Origin of the sequence: Synechococcus sp. KORDI-100 (assembly GCF_000737535.1) — a bacterium.
Classification (GTDB): domain Bacteria; phylum Cyanobacteriota; class Cyanobacteriia; order PCC-6307; family Cyanobiaceae; genus Parasynechococcus.
Genome location: NZ_CP006269.1, coordinates 2,405,370 through 2,422,565, shown reverse-complemented (window position 1 = coordinate 2,422,565; position 17,196 = coordinate 2,405,370). Strand labels below are relative to the sequence as shown.

The window sequence follows — 17,196 nt, the reverse complement described above, 5'->3', positions numbered from 1 at the left end:
CTTGATTCGCTGAACTGACCATTGATCAGGTTTTGCTGCAGCTATAAGCAGGAAAACAGCATGGTCATGCAGCATTACCTCATTGTCTGGACCTTTCCCACGGTTGAAGGCTCATGGGCATCATGTCCTGGGTTTGCCGACTACATCAACGCCGGTTGCCCCGGAGACCAATTCGATGGTTTTGAATTGGTTTATCGGGTCTGTGAACCCATCAGCGGCAGTGGAGTCGCGATTGCCAAGGCCAGTGATATCGGCAAGGTTTGGGCACATCTTGGTCCTTGGATTCAGGGATTCGGTATTCAGTTCGAAGTGAATGCTGTTGTTTCAGATGCTGAATTCGCAGCATTATGGCCATCTGTTCAGGCCGCTGCCGCCGTTGAATGATTCTTGTCTGCATTCAGGTTAACGGTCGTCATCAAGCTGCATTGGTTAAAAAAACTTCCAGCACAAGGCACCGTCCTGTATGGCTTGAACAGCGATCATCATGTGATGCAGAGACTTTCTAGGCTCGAAAGCTTCACTGAACAAAAGATTGAGCCTGTTATTCTTCCTTGCCCTTTAATCCAATTGTTTAACGCCCTTTTCTTGAATCTTGTTATGATTGTCATGCATTGATATGACGACGAAAATGCATATCGTTTGGGTCGTTCTTCAGATCCTTCCCTTGTTCATGCACGGCACGGATTCTGCATTATCAGCTGATATGAAGCGACCTGGATGGAAAACATTTGAACGGTCAGCTGATTGTCAAGGAGAGGTTGTTTGGCGAACGCATCGTGTCATCTCACCGGATGCTCGCCTCCGAGAGGCGGCGTGGCAAAGTCCGTGTCCTGTGATGCAGCTTGGCCGGATTCAATTTGACTGCAGCACAGGTCGATTTCGTAAACAATTGCCGGGCTGGAGGCTGGGCCCGTGGAAGTCGCCGGCCCCTGGATCCAAGGAGCAACAGGATCTAGAATTGTCATGCACTCGTGATCATTAATCACGAGTGAAGAAGTTATTATCTTGGACCCTGCTCGGGAACTATTGCATGTCAGTCAATTGGTTTCTGGCAATCTTCAGGTATGTTGACTCTGATTTGGTTTAACTGCTTTCGAATTCGTGATAATGGATTCGAATCGTGATGTTTTCATGGTTTGTAGCGATCAGCTCAATCGCATCTTCGTCATTTGCGCTTTTCCCATCTTTGACGCATTTTTCCAGAAGTTTTACAGCATGAATGACGTCATGAAACGTGGCAATGATGTCGGTGTGACTGTCGAGAAAATGGTGCTTTAAAACGAAGTCCATGGTTATTGCGCCAATCCTTTCACTTTAAAAGACGCAGCCCGCTACAGATGGTTCAATTGGCGGGTAGAGCGGTAAAGGTTCGCCTGAAATTAATTGCTGCACGTCGCTTTTTGAATAAAAAGTCGAAATATCATCGCCATAGCGCTCGATCACCAAGTGGACAAGGCCAGGGTCTGAGAAAAGTTCACGCAGGTCATCCCGTTTGTCGCCTCGCCTTACATTTTTGCTTGGAATTGCACCCAGGTTTGGAAGTCTTTCGCGGCGAAGTCGTCGTTGTAGTGACATCCAGTGGCTTTGCATCTGTTCCATCTGTCCGACAAACGAGGGAATCAGCTTGCCATCAACACAAAGAATGCTGGTTTGAGGCAACAGATGAACATCCATCTGCTCATCTGGGGTTTCCACAACGCGATGTAGAAACTCTCCAAATGGCATGTCATGCCGTAAGCCCATTGCATGCATCGGGCCAGTCACATCGTCGAGTTCAAGGACCTTGTTGTTGTAAGCAGAGACCAAGCGGTCGAAGGGATTGCGGACGAAACTGAAGCTGAAGTGAGAGCCACGCAGCGATCGTGCTTCTCGAGGTGAAATCAAACGTGTTTCACCGTGGGTGCTTTTGCTCCAGAAGGCGTCGGTGGTGGAGCGTGCTCCTTTCTCCGGTGCTTGTTGAAGAAGCCGATGAAGAGCTGCTTTAATCGAGGTATTCGCAACTTTGGGGACACGGCCATAAATCAGCGGTAGCTGATTGAACAGGATGAAATGGTGCTGGCTGCTCATGGTTTTGGCATGGGTATGGCTAAAGCGACCAATCCCAGGTGTCCAAGGGTCGACCCATATGATGCAACATCAATTCAGCATCAGGTCGAACGATGTCGAGCAGTTCCTGCTTGAGTCGAGGTGACCAGACGGGAGGATCAACCAGTACCCGACCCTTTGTGCCTGCCATATTCTTTGTTGGAATCTTGCCTTTTCGTAAAACTTTCCCGAGCTTTGCCTTCACACCAAGAAAGGAAAACATTGCTGAAAGTGTTTTTCTGGGTTGGCTGATCAGCTCTTCGTATGTCATGCAGTGGATGATATCGCTTGGAAACACATGAAGATAGCGTTTGAGTTGTTGATGATAGAGAGAAGTCTCTACAACTCGTTTTCGCATGGATTTATTGCACAAAATATCCTGGAACTCAGGGCAGTTAGGATACCTTCCGCGATAATGCCGCCAATGGGAGGCAATTCTCTTCATTGGATGGCGCACAACATAGATCAACTTAATTAAACCAAGATGGTGAGCGATGAGTTGGGGTGTGTACTGAAATTCGCGGCTGCTGGACGAATACATTGTGCTTGCTTCCCCGCGAAGCAGTTGGTCGCGACCACGTTCAAAAAAGTGTGCATACCAATCCCAGCCTCTGAGATAATTTCGCCCAAAAAATTTTGGTTCCTTGGCGCTGCTGAAGTGGATGTCTGGGTGCCTTGAAAGAACCTTCGCAAGGCTCGTTGTTGCTGATTTTGCCGCGCCAATCACGATGAAATTTGGCAGGCAGTTTTGGTATCTTTTTGCCAGGTGATCATGTTTGCCTGCCAGGCTTTCTCTGAGCTTTTTTTGGAGCTCGAGTGATCTCATCTGAGAGCTAATTGGTTGCAATAGCTCCATACTCAGGCCTGAAGGATATTCTCGGAATTAGCCTCTTTGGGTTTCAACGGACGAATCGTTGGTAAGGATGAGTTGGCAATGAGAGTGTCAATGGAGACGTCGGAATAGAACAATTGCACGTCTTTGCCGTAGATTTCAAGAAATTGATCGATCAACCTTGAGTGGCTGAAATAGGCATGCAAGTTACGATCACCACTGCGTCTCACATTCTTCTCCGGCAAGGCTTTGGCAAGGCGTATGCCCCGTCGAAGCAGTCGTTTACGAAGAATTCTCCAGTGATCATTCATTTGTTCCATTCTGCCAATGAATTTCGGGACCAGTCGCTCATTGGATTGCAGAATCTGATACTGGGGCATCAGGTGAACGTCGTATTTGTCCGTTGAGGTTTCCGCCAGGATGTTCAGAAAGTCTTGGAAGGGCATGTTGTGAACAACGCCCATGCGTCGCATCGGCAATGGTGGTTCGTCGATCTCGATCACTTTGTTGTTGTAAGCAGCGACCAGCCGATCAAAAGGGTTGCGCACGAAGCTGAAACTGTAATGACTGCTTCTCAGCTTTCGTGCTTGATTGGGTGTGAGAAGTTCCGTCTCTTCGTGAGTGCAATCACGCCAGAAACGATCCGATGTTGTTTTAATGGATTTGATTGGTTTCTGGTTGAGCAGCCTGCAGAGCACGGCTTTGATCGATGAATTGGCTACTTTGGGGACTCTTCCATACAACAGATTGTGTTCTTTGATGCGTATGAAATGACGTGATCTGGACATGTCTACTTATTTCTGGATAATGCGTTTTGAAGGGATACCGTATCGACCCTTGTGTGGGTTAAGTGTTGATTGAAGCAAAAGTCTTTCAACGCTGCATCTGATTGGTGCGCTGAGAGTCGCATGGCATCCTCAATGAGCCAATGGAACAGCTTGCGATTGGCGTGCGCTTTCTTCGAGGCGCTCGAGGGCCAGCCAGGCGCCTTCGCCCGCATTCTTGTGACCTTGCCAGATTTCAGGAATAAATGATGCTCTCGGACAGTGACGTTGCACCAGTTCAAACAGCTGAACCCAATCGATTTCGCCATCATGAATTTGCAGCCCTTCACCGTCGACGTCCTTGGCGTCGGCGAGGTGAAGATGTGCTGTGTAGGGAAGGATCGCCCGAAGAAATTCGCGGAACGGACTGTGCAGATGATTGCAAGCGAGTTTGGAATGGGATGCATCGAGGCAAACCCTCATGTTCTGTTCCTTGCAGAAGTCGGCAATGAACTCGCTGTCAACGAAGAGATTGTGAAATCGTTGTCCCCCGAAATGCCATGGGAAGGGTGGCATGGTTTGAGGGATGATTTCCACTTCACCCTGTGTGCTCAGTTGTTTCAGGCTTTCGAGCAGGCGTTCGCGGAGTGGTATGCGCTCAGCTCGGTCGAGATGACGATGTTCGGAAAAACCACCCACGTTGGTGACGAGCAGGACTGGTTCTGAACAACGGAATCGTTCCCGCAGATCCCTTGAAATGTCGATGACTCGCTGCAACTCCGCCACGGAGTGCGTTCTGTAGCTCTGGTCAGCCGTACAAAGATCGAGGGTATGGTCCCCGGCAAACAATTCTGGAGCATGGATCACCAGACCAATGTCCTGTGGCTCCGGCAGAACCTGTTCGAGATCCACGTCCAGATCCTTGTAGCTGAGATGGATCTCGACCAGATCCAGATTGCTGGATTGTGAAAAGGTTTTGATGTCGTGATATCGAACGGGTAAACCGAAGGGTTGTTCAAATTGGTAGCGACGTGGAGAAGCGGCAGGTGTCTTGAGATCTGAGGGGAAAAACACATCGCCCTGAGCTTTATCAACCGGTAAACGACGACCGAGGAGCTCCGGAAGTCGGTTGGGCTGCAGTCCCTGGCCAGGACTCTGGATCCTGATCATGGATGCCGTGATCTCTGTGCCGGCGGGTATGTCGCAGGCGGCGACCAGACTTTTGGCCAGAACTTCGCGATTCATCATTTCGCCCTGGCTGATGCTTCGTTCGCCGCCCTGGCCCATGGATTCCTCGACGCGGCGGATTCCCTGCATCATCTGAGCGAACTCATCGGGAAGCAGGCTCACCTTGTGGTCGTTGCCCTCCATGTTGCGATCGATGGTGATGTGCTTCTCCACGACCGAAGCACCGAGGGCAACCGCCGCAATCGGAACTTCGATGCCTCGTTCGTGACCTGAGTAGCCAACGGGCGCCTCAGCGAGTTCGCGCAGTCGATCGAGGTAGCGAAGGTTGACGTCCTTGAACGGAGTTGGATAGGTGGAATTGCAATGGAGAAGCACGTAGGACGCCCCCTCCTGCTGGAGATGCTTGATGCCTGAACGGATCTCAAGCTCATTGGCCATTCCGGTCGAGCAGATCAGCGGTTTCCCGGTCGCCGCCAGCTGGCTGATCAGGGCGTGATTGGTGAAGTCTGCGGAAGCGACTTTGAAGGCTTCCATTCCCCAGCGATTGAGTTTGTCGAGACTGGTCTCATCCCAGGGAGTGCACAGTGGGATCAAGCCACGGTCGGCTGCGTGGTCGAAGCACCGGAACAATTCGTCGTCCGTGAGCTGGAATCGCTCCAGCAGATCCAGGGTGTATTGCGTTCCGAGATCGGAGGCCAGATCGTCACTTTTCCCCGCGTTGCCATAAAGACGGCTCATGTCCCTCATCTGGAACTTGGCGCAATCGGCGCCTGCCGCCTGAGCAGCGTCGATCAGTTGCAGGGCGATGCCGATGTCGCCGTTGTGGTTGTTGCCGATCTCGGCGATCACGAAGCTGGGTTCTCCCTGCCCGATCTTGCGATTGCCGATCTGCAGGCCATCGGTGGCAGGCAAGGCGACTGCCACAATCCGCCCGTGGCTGTCAAGAAGGGGCAGGGCGATGATTCTTGAGGTCAGGACGCTTGCCAGTTCAGCGGCCGATGTTCCTTCCGGTGCGCTTCGACAATCCGGATTCATCGCAGCGGTCACTGGACGATTCAGGTCGATGTCCCCGCATGTGGCGATCCATCGCCTGAAATCCCCGTCTGTCAGAACACCCTGCAGGATGCCCGCTTCCGAGACGACGAAAATCAGCCGTGACTGATTGGCCGTGATCTTGCTTAATGCCGAAAGAATGCTGTCTTCAGCGAAAACGACGAACTGGGTGAAGTTTCGCTCGATCTGAATGCCCTTCACAGTTCGTGCTGCAGCAGCTCCGCCATCAACCTGCAGACATTACCCCACATCTCTAAAGGTGATGAGCAGAAGCAGGCCCTTCAACACGGGGTTGCCGATGCGAACGGCGGCCAGCCGTCGGGCGACATTCCTATGGGTTGGACGCAACAGTGTGCCAAGCATCAGCAAGCTCTCGGCCTCGTCCCAGTTGCGGGCCTGAATCGCTGTCTCAGCGTTGCGTCTCAACTGGGTGAAACTGAGATTGGCATTGGTCACGTAACCAGGTCTGTTCTTCAGACGCTGAGCGGGTTCGGCCTTGAGGTCGATCAAGGCTTCGATCAGATCCTCGGGCTGAAAATTCTCGCCATACCCCATCCACTGGAGCCATTTTGGATCTGGCTCCGGAAGCTGCTGATCGAGGGCATCGAGATCTTCAGCGTCCCTCAGTGAGGACCAGACACCGCTGCCAGCGAACACATGACTGCCATTGGCTGGGTTGACCCCGAAATCTGCCATCACAAGTGGTCTGCACCCGAAGTCGAGGGCATCAAAGAATGCAGTCGATGAAATCGTGGCCATGATCTTTGATGTCCGGAGCAGTTCCGGCATCGGCCGGTAATCGAGTTTTAGATTCTCCGGTGGTTGTCCGATGCTCTGGCGCAGGGTTTCGCTGATGTGGAGGTCCAGGACATGGAATGTCGACTCTCCTGGCGCGATGCGTGGTTTGATCAACACCTGCCAATCCGGCGAGCGTCGGGCCAGATCCGCAAGGATCCTGACCATCTCGGCACGGTCTTCTGGGCTGGATGGCATCACCACCTGTTCGGCAAACAGAAACTGCTTGGGACGTTCGTCCTGAGATGACCTTGCGTGCTGCTTTGTTTCGTTGCGGCGCAGACCAACCATCACGCTGCGCTGTTGAGCGAACGGTGTGTGCTGGATCATGCGCTCCAATGCGTCCCGATCTCGGGGGCCGCTGAGGCTGATCAGGTCGTAGCCGAGGCGCCAGCTCATGCCTTCGAGAAATTTCTCGAGCACGACTCCATTGAATCCGCAGAACAGCAAGGGACGCTTGCCTTCGGGAAGCAGGTCGAGGGCCAGCCGAAAGTCGCTGATCTTGCTCCCAGTCAGGTAGACACCGATCGCATCAAAGCCACGCAGCTGCGGATGGGTCAGCAGCCTTCCCATGTCGTGCCGCCAGAGCCTGCCGAGCCTGCCGATGCGGGTGAGGATCACATCTGGAGTGCCCTCTCGCGGGATGGCGTTGATGGTGACGTCAACGCTGCGGAAGGACGGTGACTGGCACAGCGCCTCGCAGGCCAGCAACTGGCTGTCGCTGTCTCCAATGAGCAGAATCCTGAAGTCGCTCATCGGCGGCGCTCCCTCATCCCCTCAAGACATCGCATGAGTCGATCGAGGCCATCGTGATGGCGCCATCCGATCGCCTCGAGCCAGTGTTGGTTGACGGCCGGCAGCTCCATCAGGTCATCGAGCTGGCGTACGGCCGAAAGTCGATGCATCAGTCCGCTGCCGAAAAACGCCGTTGTGCCCTGATCGGTGTGGATGCCGAAGTCGCCGATGACCAGATTGCGTCTCCCCCAACAAATGGGTGCCAGAGCCCATGGGGAGCTGACCGTGATGCAGGCAGCGCAGTTCGCCAGCAGCGGCAGCATCTGACCTGGTGCTGCAAAGGTTGCATTGGCAGGGAAGGTCCAGTCCTCAGGGTTGAATTTCTTGATCCAGGGCTGTTGCCCAATCGATGGGTGATCGCGCGTCACGACCACGTTCCAGTGGGGCGACTGTTCGGCCCAGCTCAACAGTTGCCGGAGCAACTGGGTTTTGCCACCCACCTGGGTTGGAATCATTTTCTGGACGAGGGCGACAAGTGTCCTGGGCATTCCCCTGCCGTCGCCGCCGAGACTTCCAGGCGGTGGTCGCTCCGGCATGAACCAGAGTCCGGCAGCGAGAACCAGCGGAGGCTTGAGACTCTCCGGCCATAGGCGTGTCATCACCTCGGCTTCGGCAAGGTGCCGGTCTCCTGGGACAAGCACCAGGTCGAGATGCTTGCGTTCCGACAGCCCCGAAATCAGCAGATCGCCCACATCAATGCTGATCGCGCCTCCGAACAACGGAGCGGGTTGCTGCTTCCGGTTCCGGCAGATAGCTCGATAGTTTTTGGCAAAACTCTGTTCCTCGAGGGTGTTCTGGAGAAATAATCCGATAGCTTCGGCGTTCTCCAGCAAGGATGTCCCAAGCAGCTCGCTGGCGCTGAATTCGAGGTCAGTGTCAGGAATCGGGAGGTGGCTGCAGACATCGACAAGGCTCTGCCCGGTCATGCCGACCGTCAGACAGCGGCGCCCAATCCCTCTGAGTTGCTTGGCGAGGTGATGACAGGCGAACTGTTGGTCGATGCCATCGCTGATCAAGAGGACCGTCATCGACCTCGCAGAACTTTGGACAGCCAGCCGAAGCCCACCAGACCATCCCGAATCCGACGAAACAGACTACGGGTCTGGTGGCGTTTGAGCTGGCTGGATCGTGCCCCACCGCTGCTCAGCATGCGACGGCCTCCCTGGCGGATCGCGAAGCTCTGCCAGGACATGCTCCCCCAGGCGGCTGGACCGGTGCTGTCGTCCTGGAGTGGTCCGACCCCTCGCGCCAGACAGGTCAAGATTGCTGACAGGAAGGATTCCATGCCCTGTGGCTGCAAGCCATTCGACATCAGCCAGCCTTTGTCATGGGTTGGGGTGAAGGGGTCCTGGACAATTTCATCAAAACTGGCGATGCATCCGGATTCGGCGAAAAAATGATTGCCCAGGGTTTCGGTGACACCGAGATCTGAAACGATTCTCGTGCTCACGCCCATGGTCATCGATTCCAACGCTGCTGTTGAAGACACCGTGATGGCGCAACCGCAGTGGCGGAGCAGACGCGTGGCCGGTTTGAAGCTCAGCTGGAGATTGGGGACGCTCCTGGACATGCGATCAATCACCCCTGACATTTCGCCGTGGCTGCGGTGCAAGGTTCGTTCCAGACTCGAGGTCCGTGGTTTGAAGATCACGGGGTGCCTGGGATGGGCCTGAGCCAGCTCCTTGAGTTGTCTGCAGAGAAAGCGCCGCTGCAGGGGATGCACCGGGATCGATGGTTGTTCGAAAAACACGATGGTTGGCACGTCGGGCTCTTTTCTGCGCTTCTCCACCCGCCAGAGAATGGGGAGACCCGTCAGCACAGCATTGCTGCTGTCCATACCGAGAGCGGCGCATCCCCGCTGGTAGGTCTCAAGGTCGTGCTGGCTGTTCAGACAGAGCAGGTCGACGCCGGACCGGTCCAGCATTCCCTCAAGAGCGAAGCGGAACAGGATTCCCGGGTAGGCACTGACAAGGACAGGACGTTCCGGTGTCGCTCCCCAGACTGCTTTGAGCTGAAGCAAGGCGTCGCGACTTCGCTGGCCATCCAGCCCCAGATACAGAACGTCAAGCGTTCCGGCCATCCCGGCAGCCAGCTTTCGGAAGCCATCCCAGCGCCCATGCTCGATTCTTGTGCGTGGATCGATCCGCCTGATTTCCAGGCGTTGCCGACGAGACAGGGAGCGATTCGGAATCTCGAGCAGATGCAGTGTCGTCTCAGCTCCCTCTTTGCGGCATGCAGCCAAGAGGGTTATCGCCGTTTTGGCGAAGGAGTCAAAACAGGCGACAGCTGCGACGTGTCGACCGGCCAGCCGCTTCTTGTCTGCTGGCGCCATCGACCTGATCGGGATCCAGCAAAACTAGCCGGGTCCCATCCCAGCGAGATTCCGGCAGAGCACAAGGTCGTCAATCGTGTCGATCTCCGGGCCACTGTCTTCAATCACCACCGGACGCCAGGGTGCGCAAAAGCGAGTGCCGCTGCGGCGGAATTCAGCTGTTTTCATCGCATAGATCGCGCCGGTTTCAAGGAAGGAGGGCTCCAGGTCCTGCCGGCGCTGCCTGGCCTGTTGCGGGTCATGGTTGATCCCTCGTCCGTCTTCACGCCAGAGAAATCCATGCCAGGGGGCCACGGCGAAGGCGCTGTTGACGCTCTCCGGCTGCAATGCCGTCAACACGCGATCAATCTGTTCACCCGTTGTGAAGGGAGAGGTGCATTGCAGAAACACGATCGATGCCGGCAGGGGACCCTCGTCTGCGAAGAGATCCAGTGCGTGCAGCAAAGCTGATTCCGAACTGGCGGTGTCATCGGCAAGGGCGGCTGGGCGTCTCACCACGTCGGCTCCATATTCCAGAGAGACCGACGCGATGGCGTCATCGTCGGTGCTGACCACAACGCGCGTCACCAGGGCACTGGCCTGGGCAGCCAGAATGCTGCGGGCCACGAGGGGCGTGCCGCCAACCTCCTTGAGATTTTTGCCAGGGATCCCCTTGGACCCCCCTCGGGCTGGAATCAAGGCCAGGACCGAGTCGTCAGACTGGTGCATCGGAGCCGATCGCTGTGATCGGAGAGGATTCGATGGGCTCTGTCCTACTCCCGCAGCGATCGATGACCATCCCTGACGCCCGAAAGCTGGGTGTGCCGATGACAGGGATGTTGACCCATCGCTCTCTGCCGTCCCTGCTGGCTCCTTCAGCCCTGGTTGTCGGTCGGAGGGCTTGTCGGCGTGACCATCCCGACGCGCTGCTTGCCTGGGGACGCAGGCCCAGTGCTGCACGTGTGCAGCGGCTTGGGCAACGTTGGAACGTGCCGGTTTGGCATCTCGAGGACGGCTTTCTTCGCTCGATCGGCAAAGGCGCGGAGCAGCCTCCTCTCTGCCTGCTGGTGGACGACATCGGTGTGCATCTGGATGCGAATGCCCCCAGCCGCCTTGAGACCCGGATCGGGGCCCCGCTCAGCCCGGTCCAGATGCAGCGGGCAGTGGCGGTTCGCGCCCTCTGGCGTGAGCAACGCCTCAGCAAATTGAATCCTCCACGGGAGTCGAAGCCGCCTGCCGGCCCCTTCGTGTTGGTCGTGGACCAGTCAGCAGGAGACCGTTCCATCGATCTCGGCCAGGCGTCTGCGACATCCTTCAGGACGATGCTCGCATCGGCAGTTGAGGAGAACCCGGATTGCACCGTGGTTGTGAAAGTGCATCCCGACGTGATCCACGGCCGCGCACAAGGGCATTTCAGGCGGCGCGATCTGGAGCATCCCCGCGTGAAGCTCTGCGCGGACGGAGGTCATCCGGCGGCTCTTCTGGAACAGGCCAGCGCTGTGTACGTCGTCACCTCCCAGATGGGGTTTGAGGCGCTGATCTGGGGGCGGACGGTGCACTGCTTCGGGATGCCGTTCTATGCCGGCTGGGGTCTGACGCGGGATCGCCTGCCACCGCCAGCACGACGCGAGGCAGGGGCTTCCCTGATGCAACTTGTTCACGCCTGTCTGATCGAACACCCCCGATGCATTGATCCCCACAGCTGGGATCTTTGCCCGGTAGAGGATCTGATGCGGGCGATCGGCCTCCAGCGGCGGCTTCAGGCCGCTGGGCCAGCCCGCGCCCAGGCGTTCGGCTTCACCCCCTGGAAGCAGCGCAACCTCAGGCGTTTCCTCGCAGGCACGCGGCTGCAGTTTCCCTGGCCCTGGCAACGACGGGGATGCAGAACCGATGCCCTGGTGGTCTGGGGCCGTCGGGACACGCCCCATCTGCTTCAGATGGCACGACAGCATGAGTTCCCATTGCTGAGGGTTGAGGACGGTTTTCTGCGCTCGGTCGGCCTCGGAGCGGATCTGATCGACCCGATTTCCTGGGTGGTGGATCAATCGGGGATGTATTACGACGCCACCCAGTCCAGTGATCTGGAAGATCAACTGGCATTCGGAAGCTGGACGGACCTGCAATTGCAACGGGCCGCCCGGTTGAGGGGGCGACTGGTGCAGGACGCCATCACCAAATACAACCTGAGGGCGCCCGACTGGCAGCGCCCTGCGCATGGGAAGCGGGTCGTTCTGGTGGTGGGACAGGTGGAGAGCGACGCCTCCATCCGCTTCGGCGCACCTGGCATCCGCACGAACCTGGAGCTGCTCAGAGCCGTGAGAGCTGCCGAGCCAGAAGCCTATCTGGTGTACAAACCCCATCCGGATGTCGTGGCGGGTCTTTGCCGCCAGGGCGACGGAGAGTCCAGCGCGGCCGAGCTTTGCGATGAGCTGCTCACAGCTGGTTCGATCCATCAGCTTTTCGAACAGGTGGATGCCCTGCACGTGCTGACCTCCCTGGCTGGATTTGAGGGGCTGCTGCGGGGTCTTGAGGTGCACTGTTGGGGTCTTCCCTTCTATGCCGGCTGGGGCCTGACCAACGACCGGCAACGATCAGAACGCCGTGGCCGCAGCCTCAGCCTCGATGCCCTCGTCCATGCCGCGTTGATCGATTACCCCCGCTATGTCAGCCGTCGCAGTGGTTGGTTCGTCGAGCCCGAGCAGGCGATCGAGGAACTGGTGCTCTGGCGCCAGGCACCACCGGGACGTCGCACCCTCATTCAATTGTTGTTCCGCAACTGGGGACGACTGCGGCGTCGATAAGCCGTGCCAAACTTCAAAAACTTCGGTCTGGGTTGTCAGCGCTTTGGGTAGAGGGCGGGCACCGGCATTGGTGCAGGTGCGCATCGATGGGCCTGTGCTGCTGCTGATGGGGCCGATCGGTCTGTTTTTCGCGAGATTCTGTCGCTATCTGCAGGGGTGCGGCATTCCTGTGAGCAAGGTCAGCTTTCCACTCCACGAATTCGGTTTCCCAGCCGACGTGCGGATTCCATACCGCGGTTCAATGCATGACTGGCGGCCGTTTCTGCGCCAGCTGCTCCTGGAGAGAGGAATCCGCCACATCTTCATGTATGGCGATTTCATCATTCCTCACCGCATTGCGATCGAGGAAGCCCGTGCGCTCGGCATCGAAGCCTGGGTGTTTGAACTCGGTTATCTGCGACCCAACTACGTGACTCTGGAGCGGGATCGCGTCAACGCCCGTTCCAATCTCAATCAACCAGTGGAAACCTACCGAGACCTTCCCCCCGTTGACGCCCTGCCAAGCGACATCGTTCTCGATCCCGGCTGGCGCTGGCGCAAAGCGTGGAAGGCCCCCACGTTCATCCAACACGCCTTCACGCGCTACCCCATCATCGAGGGCGAACACAAGCTGCAACCCTCACCCTGGTTTCTGTGGTGTCAGCTGAGGGGGAGCTGGCGCTTCCTGCTTTATCGCTGGCAGGAACGAACTCTCAAACGCCGGCTTCTCGAGCATGCGTCCTACTTCCTGGCAGTCCTTCAGGTCTCCAGTGACAGCCAGATCCAGATGGGATCGCCTTACCGCGGCATGCATGACTTCATCGAGGACGTGATTCGATCGTTCGCCGGGCATGCTCACGCTTCAGACCATCTGGCCTTCAAGCACCATCCCCGCGATCGGGGATACAACAACTACGCGAGCCTGATCGACCTGCTGGCACGTCGCTATGCCGTTAGTGGCCGTGTGCACTACTTCCACGACGGTGCGCTCAGCCGCTTCCTGCGGACGTGTCGCGGTGTGATCACCGTCAACAGCACTGTGGGCCTTCAGGCCTTGTTTCATGCCGTGCCCACCAAAACGATGGGCAGCACCTTCTACAACCTGCCCGGGCTCACGGATCAGAAGCCATTGGATGAGTTCTGGAGAGATCCTCAACCCAGCGAGAGGCCGCTTTTCTACCGCTTTTACAACCACCTGGTGAAGACGACCCAGGTGAACGGCAATTTCGATGGAGATTTCCCCTTCCGCATCACCTTCCCGATTGGTCAGGAGGCCCGCCAGCTTGCTCCTGCATCGCAGCTGTCCCGCTACAGCGGCGCTCGGGGTGGCAACCCCATCCTGATCGTCGGTCGCGTGATGGCTCGCCTGGGCTGGGCGGTGATCGGTTTTCTTCTTTACGGTCTACAGCTGCCTGCAATGTTGCTGAGGCGGCCGGACTGGGCTGCCCAGCTGATGACCATGGCCTGTGCGGTTGCCTTGCGTGCGCTTGGGGTCCAGGTGGTGGTGGACGACAGCCAGCGGAGTGAGGAACCGGACGTGCCGCTGGTTCACATCTTCAACCACCGCAGTCCCTGCGACGGGCTTGTGATTCAGGGTGTCCTCCAATTGCCAGGCCTGACAACGGCCCAACTCCATCTCAAATGGGTTCTGCCCGGGTATGCCGCCGCGGCACGCAATGCCGGGGCCGCTGTTCTGGATCACCGTCAGCCCCAATCCCGGCTTGAGGGAATGATGGGGGCCTCGGCACTCCTGCGGGAACACGGCGAAATCATGATCGCCCCCAACGGCTCGCTGGTCACGCCCATTGAACAGAGGGTCTCATCCAGTGCCTGGCTTCTGGCTCGACACCACGGCGGTCGGCTGGTGCCCTGGGTGTTCCGTTACGACGGCATGGATGAGGCTCTCGGGGCCCGCTACAAACCCTGGCTGCTGCTGCTGAGTCGTCTGTCGGCACCGTTGGGAACCATTCACTGCCGCCGTGGTCGCTCCATCGATCTGAACCTGCCGGAGGATCATCTCGATCGCGATGGCTTCACGCGCGCCGTTCAGGAGTACTACCGGCAGGCGCTGACAACAGGACGCTGATGTTGTGACCGCCGAAACCGAAGGCGTTCTTCAGCAGCAAGGGATCACTGCCGCGTTTCGGGACTGGTTGACTTCCATCGATGGTGATGGCGAGGTCCACCTCAGGATCGAGGGGACCTGCATTGACGCTCCTGGGGATCAGCCCGGCGTTCAGGGACTGCAACGCGATGATTGCCTCAACGGCACCGGCACCGCCGAGCAGGTGGCCGAGCTGGCCTTTCGGTGCGCAGACGGGAACGTGATCCGCTGCTGATCCAAGACTGCGCCGCAGAGCCCTTGCCTCTGCCATGTCTCCCAGGCTGGTCCCTGTGGCATGGGCCTGGACGGCAGAGAGATCAGCGGGGCTGATGTCTGCTCTGCGAAGGGCGTCATCGATCGCCCGGCTCGCCTGCAGGCCTTGCGGCTCCGGAGCCACGATGTGATGGGCGTCACTGCTGCTGCCGCAGGCCAGGATCCAACCCAGTCGTGGTTTGGAACCGACGTCGCGATCGCGCATCAACGCCAGCATGCCTGCACCCTCTGAAAGAACAAAGCCATCCCGTTCCAGGCCATAGGGCCGAGACGCCTGATCCGGTTCCTCGTTGCGGCAGGACAGGGCACGCATCGCTGAAAAACCCACCAGGCCAAGACGGTTCACAGGCGCTTCCGCGCCACCGGCAAGAACAAGATCCGCTCGGTCGTCCTGCAGCAGCATCTGGGCCAGCATCAAGGCTTCGGCACCGGAGGCACAGGCGGAGACGGGCGTGTGGGCCCCCCCATGCAGCCCCAGATCAATGGCGACCTGGCCAGCCGGACCATCCGGGATCAGCATCGGGACTGTCAGTGGATTGACCCGCGATGGCCCTCCGGCGCTGAGCTGCTGGTGCTGGATGTGCATGGTCCCCAGTCCGCCGATGCCGGTTCCCACCACGACAGCCACCCGTTGCTGGTCAACACCGGCGCGGTGGTCTGCGGCCATGGTCCAGGTCTGGCGAGCGGCCATCACGGCCAGCTGAGCGCAGCGGTCGGAACGCCGGCGGAGAAGCGGTTCCAGGTCCGACAACGCGCTTTCGTCAACACAACCCGCGATACGGCTTGGTAGGTCAGCAGCCCAGTCCTGCGTCAGGGACGCAATGCCTGAGGCTCCCGACAGCACGGCTCTCCAGGTGACATCCGCGCTGGTGCCAAGGGGCGACAACGATCCCCATCCGACAACGGCGATGCGTTCAGGTGGTTTCGGCATGGGTTGGCTGGATGTCCAGAGACTCCAGGTGGCTCTGGATATCCGCGACTGTTCTGAACTTCAGCAGATCCTCTTCCTTGATCCGGATTCCGAAGCTGGTGTCGGCTTCGATCAGGATTTCGTAGAACCCAAGTGAATCGATGCCGATGTCCTCCATGAGGAGAGACTCCGGCTTGATCGTCGACGGATCAGCTCCGGAGATGCGATGCAGGATCTCGATCAGGCGATCTTGCAACTCCTGCTTGTCAGGGAGTGATTCTCCCAACCCGCAACTCCTCAGATTTGATAGTTCAAGGTATCAGCGCTGCTCAGTTGATCCTTCTCCTCGGTACCAGCTGAATTGCTGGTAGATGGGATTGTGGACCACATCGATGAAGAAACGCAGACGTTCTTCTGGCAACCGGCTGAGATCTGCGGACATCAGGATTTCTGTAATCTGATTGAAGTCCCTGGCGAGGGAGAGACCGCAGACGCGGGCCTCCATCAGATTGAAGTACTGACGCAGGAGAACGGGCAGTCGAAACGTGTCGGCATGGTGGCTGCGGATCTCAACTTCCAATGCCTGGACATTGGGAATGTCGCTGGGAGCGTCACTGGCTCGGATGGTCTCAACGGGATGACGAGGTGCCGGCAGTGTCGGTTCGCTCTGCCGATAGGGCGGCTGCATCAGGTTGCTGAGAAAGACCTCGTTGACCGCATCGGCGTAGGCGAAGTGGTTGTAGGACACCAGTCCGTGCAGGGTTGTGTACCCGGAGCGCACAGCAATCAGCAATCCTCCTCGGAACAGGGCCATCAGCGAATGGGGCTGCCGCTGAAAGCGATTCGCGAGAGCGACCCGGCCGATTTCCAGATGATTGCCCAGATCCGTCAGGGTTTTTTTGATGCCTGGATAGACGTGTTCCAGGTAGGAGCTGTTTCCGTCTGGAAGATCGTCTCCTCGGCTGCCTGCGGGAAGAAACTGAAGCCGGGCTGAGCCGGCGAGAACTCCACTGTTGGTTTCCACCAGCAGGAGATGGTCATAGGCCTGGTCGCGCCCATCGAGATCCAAGGTCTCTCCCGAGCCGGACAGCTGTTCGCGATAGGTGGACTCCCGCAGTCGTCCGACCGCTTCGGCCACGGCAGGGAACTGATCTCCGCGGATCAGGTACAGATCAAGCCCCTCGACATCGAAGAGTCGGCCATCACAACGGAGCGATTCGATCAGCTCGCTCGACAGGGTCTGCTCCGACGGAATGGACGAACCAGACAGTGTCATTGAAGTCCCATTCCGTCTCAATCTGAGGGA

The 17,196-nt window shown here is 57.7% G+C and carries 15 protein-coding genes; 3 read left to right on the top strand and 12 right to left on the bottom strand.

The features are described 5' to 3' along the window. The first annotated feature begins 66 nt into the window (after positions 1-66). Positions 67-384 carry a DUF3303 domain-containing protein gene (locus tag KR100_RS12530; protein WP_038548847.1) on the top strand — a complete coding sequence of 106 codons (318 nt, stop codon included), beginning with the start codon at positions 67-69 and terminating at the stop codon, positions 382-384. 699 nt (positions 385-1,083) lie between these two features. Here the strand turns inward: KR100_RS12530 and KR100_RS12520 are convergent. The 9 genes from KR100_RS12520 to KR100_RS12480 all read right to left on the bottom strand — a co-directional run bounded on the left by KR100_RS12520 (position 1,084) and on the right by KR100_RS12480 (position 10,552). Further along, complete coding sequence (locus KR100_RS12520) at positions 1,084-1,290, bottom strand: hypothetical protein (protein WP_038546620.1); 207 nt, start codon at positions 1,288-1,290, stop codon at positions 1,084-1,086. Positions 1,291-1,314: 24 nt separating this feature from the next. Further along, entirely contained in the window at positions 1,315-2,067 is a 753-nt protein-coding gene (locus tag KR100_RS12515) for a sulfotransferase family protein (RefSeq protein ID WP_038546617.1), read from the bottom strand. Between the two features lie 19 nt (positions 2,068-2,086). Beyond that, positions 2,087-2,911 carry a sulfotransferase domain-containing protein gene (locus KR100_RS14550; RefSeq protein ID WP_239420336.1) on the bottom strand — a complete coding sequence of 275 codons (825 nt, stop codon included), beginning with the start codon at positions 2,909-2,911 and terminating at the stop codon, positions 2,087-2,089. A 32-nt stretch (positions 2,912-2,943) separates the two neighbouring features. Further along, positions 2,944-3,705: a sulfotransferase family protein gene (locus tag KR100_RS12505; RefSeq protein ID WP_038546614.1), complete on the bottom strand. Its 762-nt coding sequence runs from the start codon at positions 3,703-3,705 to the stop codon at positions 2,944-2,946. Between the two features lie 129 nt (positions 3,706-3,834). Next, entirely contained in the window at positions 3,835-6,123 is a 2,289-nt protein-coding gene (locus tag KR100_RS12500) for an N-acetylneuraminate synthase family protein (RefSeq protein ID WP_204207724.1), read from the bottom strand. A gap of 39 nt (positions 6,124-6,162) precedes the next feature. Then, positions 6,163-7,473, bottom strand: a complete 1,311-nt coding sequence (locus KR100_RS12495; RefSeq protein ID WP_038546612.1) for a DUF6716 putative glycosyltransferase — start codon at positions 7,471-7,473, stop codon at positions 6,163-6,165. After that, on the bottom strand, positions 7,470-8,540 hold the full coding sequence (locus tag KR100_RS12490) for a DUF6716 putative glycosyltransferase (protein ID WP_038546609.1): 1,071 nt from the start codon (positions 8,538-8,540) through the stop codon (positions 7,470-7,472). Before KR100_RS12490 ends, KR100_RS12495 begins: the two co-directional genes overlap by 4 nt. Beyond that, positions 8,537-9,844, bottom strand: a complete 1,308-nt coding sequence (locus KR100_RS12485) for a DUF6716 putative glycosyltransferase (RefSeq protein WP_038546606.1) — start codon at positions 9,842-9,844, stop codon at positions 8,537-8,539. The genes KR100_RS12490 and KR100_RS12485 overlap by 4 nt, the downstream gene beginning before the upstream one ends. A gap of 24 nt (positions 9,845-9,868) precedes the next feature. Then, a complete protein-coding gene (locus KR100_RS12480) occupies positions 9,869-10,552 on the bottom strand; it encodes a cytidylyltransferase domain-containing protein (protein WP_038546603.1) in 684 nt (227 codons plus the stop codon). A gap of 62 nt (positions 10,553-10,614) precedes the next feature. Here KR100_RS12480 and KR100_RS12475 point away from each other — a divergent pair, with 62 nt between their 5' ends. Further along, entirely contained in the window at positions 10,615-12,624 is a 2,010-nt protein-coding gene (locus KR100_RS12475) for a capsular polysaccharide biosynthesis protein (RefSeq protein WP_038546601.1), read from the top strand. 43 nt (positions 12,625-12,667) lie between these two features. Beyond that, the gene (locus KR100_RS12470; RefSeq protein WP_038546598.1) at positions 12,668-14,689 is read left to right on the top strand and encodes a capsular biosynthesis protein; all 2,022 of its coding nucleotides are present in this window, start codon (positions 12,668-12,670) and stop codon (positions 14,687-14,689) included. Here the strand turns inward: KR100_RS12470 and KR100_RS12465 are convergent. The 3 genes from KR100_RS12465 to KR100_RS12455 all read right to left on the bottom strand — a co-directional run bounded on the left by KR100_RS12465 (position 14,637) and on the right by KR100_RS12455 (position 17,166). Then, positions 14,637-15,911 (bottom strand): beta-ketoacyl-[acyl-carrier-protein] synthase family protein, encoded by a 1,275-nt coding sequence (locus tag KR100_RS12465; RefSeq protein ID WP_038546594.1) that lies wholly within the window; start codon positions 15,909-15,911, stop codon positions 14,637-14,639. The two genes, KR100_RS12470 and KR100_RS12465, sit on opposite strands and share 53 nt — an antisense overlap. Further along, a complete protein-coding gene (locus tag KR100_RS12460) occupies positions 15,895-16,146 on the bottom strand; it encodes an acyl carrier protein (protein ID WP_239420335.1) in 252 nt (83 codons plus the stop codon). Before KR100_RS12460 ends, KR100_RS12465 begins: the two co-directional genes overlap by 17 nt. Before the next feature lie 63 nt (positions 16,147-16,209). Next, the gene (locus tag KR100_RS12455) at positions 16,210-17,166 is read right to left on the bottom strand and encodes a GNAT family N-acyltransferase (RefSeq protein ID WP_038546588.1); all 957 of its coding nucleotides are present in this window, start codon (positions 17,164-17,166) and stop codon (positions 16,210-16,212) included. Positions 17,167-17,196 lie beyond the last annotated feature (30 nt).